The sequence below is a fragment of the Streptomyces phytophilus genome (genome assembly GCF_013870535.1).
GTDB lineage: Bacteria > Actinomycetota > Actinomycetes > Streptomycetales > Streptomycetaceae > Streptomyces > Streptomyces phytophilus.
In genome coordinates, this window is record NZ_JACBXC010000485.1 from 1 (window position 1) to 4246 (window position 4246).

Consider the following 4246-nt stretch of genomic DNA (forward strand, 5'->3'; position numbering starts at 1 on the left):
GCGGGCCCGCCGATGAGCCGGTCCACCTCCGGCAGCAGCTCCGCGATCCGGTCCAGCGGGATCATGTGCCCGTGCCGCTTCTCGAACCGCGGCACCTGCCCGTCGTCGTAGAACCGGCTGACGACCATGCCCAGGACCTCCGGCGGCGGCTCCGGCGAGACCCGGTCCAGCTGGGCGCTCGCGACCCCCGCGCCGCTGAAGCCCGCTTCGAGGACCATCGCCGGGTTCTCCGGGGTGAGCTGCCACCAGGCGCCGTACGGGCCGTCCACCTCGGCCCGTACCCATAACCCCTCGTCGCCCTTCGCGGGGAAGCCGCCGATGCGCACCTTCGCGCCCGTGTAGTGCAGGTTGCGGCGCAGCGGCGCCGGGCGCACCCCCGCGCGGGGCGGGTCGAGGGACAGCAGCGCGACGTCCCCGTCGGCCGGCTCCGTGCCGCAGGGTTTGACGCAGCCGGGCAGCGGGCGGGCGCGGCTGGGCTCGACGGTGCCCCGGTAGTCGACGTAGTCGACGGTCAGCTCGCCGCCGGTGCGGTCCAGGGCGTGCGCCGAGGTCAGGGCCCGGTCCGGGGCGACGAGGATGCCCGCGCCCAGGATCCTGCCGCCGGCGCGCAGCCGCAGCCGCCAGCCGTTGCCCTCCGCGGCAGCCCGATCCCCCATGAAGGCTGACGATAACGTTCCCGGCGGGTCCCCCTCTACACTCTGGCACGGCTTAATGACGCATAGTCATGGGGTGAAGGGGGCTCGCTGATGGCACACGAGGCGCAGGGCGACGAGTTGGTGGGGCTGGCGGACGCGATCGCCGAGGTGCGGCGGGAGTTGGCCAGGGCGGAGCGGGAGGGGGAGCGGAGCGACTGGCGGTTCCGGGTGGAGCGGGTGAGCCTGGAGTTCGCCGTGGAACTGCACCGCACGGGCGAGGGACGGCTGTCGCTGCGGCTCGGGGTGGTGGAGGCGGGCGCCGGGGGATCCGCGACCCGGGTCGGTACGCACCGGGTGCAGCTCGATCTGGTGCCGCACGGCGATGCCGGCGACCGGGCGATCAGCCGCTGAGGGCGCCTCGTCGTCGAGGCGGGGTGGCGCGGGGGCTGCGGTGGCGTACGGGATGGGGTCCGTACGACATCGCTGCGGCGGGCCGGCTCGGAACGTTTCGGCACCGGGTCGGCCGGGTGGTGCGGGTCGTGCAGGTGGTGCAGGGTGGGCGGGCGGCTAGCCCCGCTCGATGCGGATCGTCGTCCACGCGCCGACGTGGACCCGGTCGCCCTCCTTGAGCGGCACCGGGACGAAGGGCTGGATCGGGTCGGCCGCGCCGTTGACGGTCGTGCCGTTGGTGCTGTTCTGGTCGACGACCGCCCAGCCGCCCTCCGGCTGCTCGACGAGCATCGCGTGCTTGTGCGAGACGCCCGGGTCCTCCGGCGGTCTGGCCAGATCGATGTCCGGCACCTCACCCGTCGACTGGCGTTTTCGGCCGATCGCGATCTGCGGGCCGATCATCGGCACCTTCTGCTCCGGCGAGTACGCCGGCAGGTTCAGCCCCTGCGCCTCGGGCCCGCTGCGCGACATCATCGCCGCGAAGTACTCCCGGTCCGGCGCCACGACCGCCACCCAGCCCACCGGGTGCGGCGGCCCCTGGCCCGGGAACTGCTGCCCGTGCTGCCCGTGCTGCGGCGGCGGCTGCGCCGAGCTGGGCGGCGTGATCACGAAGTCGCCGCCCATCCGCGGGTCCGGCTGCGCCGGCGGCGCCTGCGGCGGCACCCCGTGCGCCGGGCCGGGCGGCGGGGGCGGCGGCGGTGGTGCGTGCGCCGCGCCGGTGTCCGGGCCGAGCGGCTCGGGGCCGCGGTGGACCTGCGAGGGGCCCGACGGCTGGTACGTCAGCCCCTGCGGGTGCTGCGGGTGGAAGCCCTGCGAGAAACCGGAGGCCATCGTCGGCGGCACGTACGGCTGGGCGCTCTGGGTGACGAAGTTGTACCGGCACTCCTCGCAGAACTGGGCCTGTCCCTCGCGGGGCGTGCCGCACGACGGGCAGGGCTCCGCGGCCTGGGTGGGCTCGCCGACGGGGGGACCGGGGTAGCCGTAGCCCCCCGGGCCCGGCGGCGGGACCTGGGCGGCCGGCGGCGGGACGGCGCCCGGCATGCGGATACCGCACACCTCGCACCAGTCCTCGGCTCCTGACGGGTGACCGTTCGGGCAGGTCGCCATCTCGGTGGATCCCCCTGTCTCACTCTCGTCACTTCTTGACGCGGACGGTCTTCGTCGACCGTGTCTCCAGTGTCATCTCGTCGGCCTCCGCGACCTTGGCCTTCAGACGCACAGTACCGCTCGCCGCGTCGACCACGTCCACCACCTTCGACAGTAGCTTTGCGGTGTCCGCGTTTCCGGAGGCGCTCGCCAACTGGACGGCGCGCCCCAGTTTGGCCGTGGCGCCGTCCATGTCGCCGGCCTTGCGGTCCTCCAGGCCCTGCTGGATGACGTGGGCGAGTTCGGCCTGGCCGGTGTAGTGCGCGACCTGCGCGTTGATACGGGTGGAGGCGGCCATGTCGTCCGTCCACACGGCCCGGATCAGGCCCTGGGAGAGGGTCTGCGCGCTGCCGTCGGGCTGCGGCAGGATCAGCGAGACGCGGGCCGCGAGCATCTCCTGGCCCACGGAGGCGGGGGGCACCTCGACGCAGACGTGGTAGTCGCGGGACTCGTCGCCCCACGAGCCGGTGGGGTAGTCGCCGGCGCGCGGGCCGGCCTCCGAGCGCCGCTCGGTCAGCTCCTCGACGGTGGGGGCGACCTGCTTGACGAACTTTATGGTCGAGCCCTGCGGCGTCCACAGCCGCAGCGCCACGTCCGCGACCTCCTTGCCCATCGCGGTCTCCATCATCTGCGTGAAGTCCGCGGCGAGCCCGGCCGGGTCGGCGACGATGTCGGCGGTGCCGAGCAGCGCGGAGGCGATGCCGGTGACCTCCTTGACCTCCCAGTCCGTGCCGACGCCGCGGGCGTCGCAGGTGAAGCGGCCGGCGCAGGCGTCGAGGGCGGCCCGCAGGTCTTCCGGCGACTCGTGCTCGTTGCGGCCGTCGGTGAGCAGGATGCCGTGCCGGATCGCCACCTCGGCGGAGCCGAGGAGCTTGTCCGCGAGCCGCAGCCAGGTGCCGATCGCCGTGCCGCCCCCGGCGCTCAGCTTGCGCAGCGCCTCCTTGGCCTCCGTACGGGTCGAGGCGTCGGCGACCGCGAGCCGGCCGCCGCCGGGGTAGACCTCGCGCGCCACGTGGGTGCCGGCGACGACGGCGAAGGCGACGCCGTCGCGCACCGTCTCGATGGCGGCGGCGGTGGCGTCGCGGGCGTTGCGCATCTTGGTGGGGGGATAGTCCATCGAGCCCGAGCAGTCGACCATGATCACCACGCCCGCGTCCGGACGCCCGGAGCCGAACTGCGCACCCGCCGGGGTGGCGGCGGGCAGCGGCATGCCGCCCGTCGTGCCGCCGCCCGTCGAGGCCACGGTCACGATCGCGTTCACTTCCCGGCCGCCCTCGGGCAGGTACTCGTTCTGGTAGACCTCGACCGAGAACTCCGGTGCGTTCGACTTCGAGAAGTTGGCCATCTCGTCCCCTCCCACTGATGCTCTTTAGAACTATGTAGACAATTCACCGGGCAAGAGAGGCTGACTACGTTACGCGCGCCGCCCCCCGTGGCGGATCAGACCCCCTCGCGTTCCCCCTCCATCACGAAGGGCCTGCCCCGCCCGCCGGGCCGGGGAACGGGAGTACCGCCACTGTTACGTTGTCGTGGCCGCCGCCGTCCAGCGCGTGGCCGACGAGCACCTGGGCCGCGTGCAGCGGCCGGACCGCGGCGTCGGGCGGCACCGCGGCGGCCAGTTCCGCCGCCGCCTCCGCGTAGTTCCACAGGCCGTCGGTGCACACGATCACCACGCCGGGCCCGTCCGGCTTGAACGAGGCGGTGTGCGGGTCGAGTTCGTGGGCGTCCGCGCCCAGCCAGCCGGTGATCGCGTGCGCGCGCTCGTCCGCGTACGCGTCCGCCTCGGACATCAGTCCGGCGGCGACCATCTGCGCCGCCCACGAGTCGTCCTCGGTGAGCCGGGCCGACGGCGCGGCGCGGTCGTCCGGCACCCAGTACGCGCGCGAGTCGCCGATCCAGCCGACGGTCAGGATGCCGGCGGCGATCACCGAGCTGACGATCGTGCAGGCCGGCGCGTTCTGGTGGCTCAGCGGCGAGTGCTGCGCGGCCAGCTCGTTGACCGCACCGGCGGCGGC

Annotated in this window: 5 protein-coding genes; 1 reads left to right on the top strand and 4 read right to left on the bottom strand. The window is 74.0% G+C overall.

All coding sequences use genetic code 11. The annotated features are described in order from the left end of the window. Positions 1-656: trypsin-like peptidase domain-containing protein (locus H5J30_RS19725; protein WP_181788735.1), on the bottom strand; the 656-nt coding region annotated here is incomplete at its 3' end. A 90-nt stretch (positions 657-746) separates the two neighbouring features. Between H5J30_RS19725 and H5J30_RS19730 the strand changes: the two genes are divergently transcribed. After that, positions 747-1046 carry a trypco2 family protein gene (locus tag H5J30_RS19730; RefSeq protein ID WP_181788736.1) on the top strand — a complete coding sequence of 100 codons (300 nt, stop codon included), beginning with the start codon at positions 747-749 and terminating at the stop codon, positions 1044-1046. Positions 1047-1202: 156 nt separating this feature from the next. Here the strand turns inward: H5J30_RS19730 and H5J30_RS19735 are convergent, their stop codons facing one another. From H5J30_RS19735 to H5J30_RS19745, 3 genes are all read right to left on the bottom strand, one after another. Further along, positions 1203-2141 carry an FHA domain-containing protein gene (locus tag H5J30_RS19735; RefSeq protein WP_374101000.1) on the bottom strand — a complete coding sequence of 313 codons (939 nt, stop codon included), beginning with the start codon at positions 2139-2141 and terminating at the stop codon, positions 1203-1205. 79 nt (positions 2142-2220) lie between these two features. Next, positions 2221-3576 (bottom strand): vWA domain-containing protein, encoded by a 1356-nt coding sequence (locus H5J30_RS19740; RefSeq protein ID WP_181788738.1) that lies wholly within the window; start codon positions 3574-3576, stop codon positions 2221-2223. Between the two features lie 121 nt (positions 3577-3697). Further along, on the bottom strand, positions 3698-4246 hold a 549-nt coding region (locus H5J30_RS19745; protein ID WP_374100998.1), incomplete at its 5' end, for a PP2C family protein-serine/threonine phosphatase.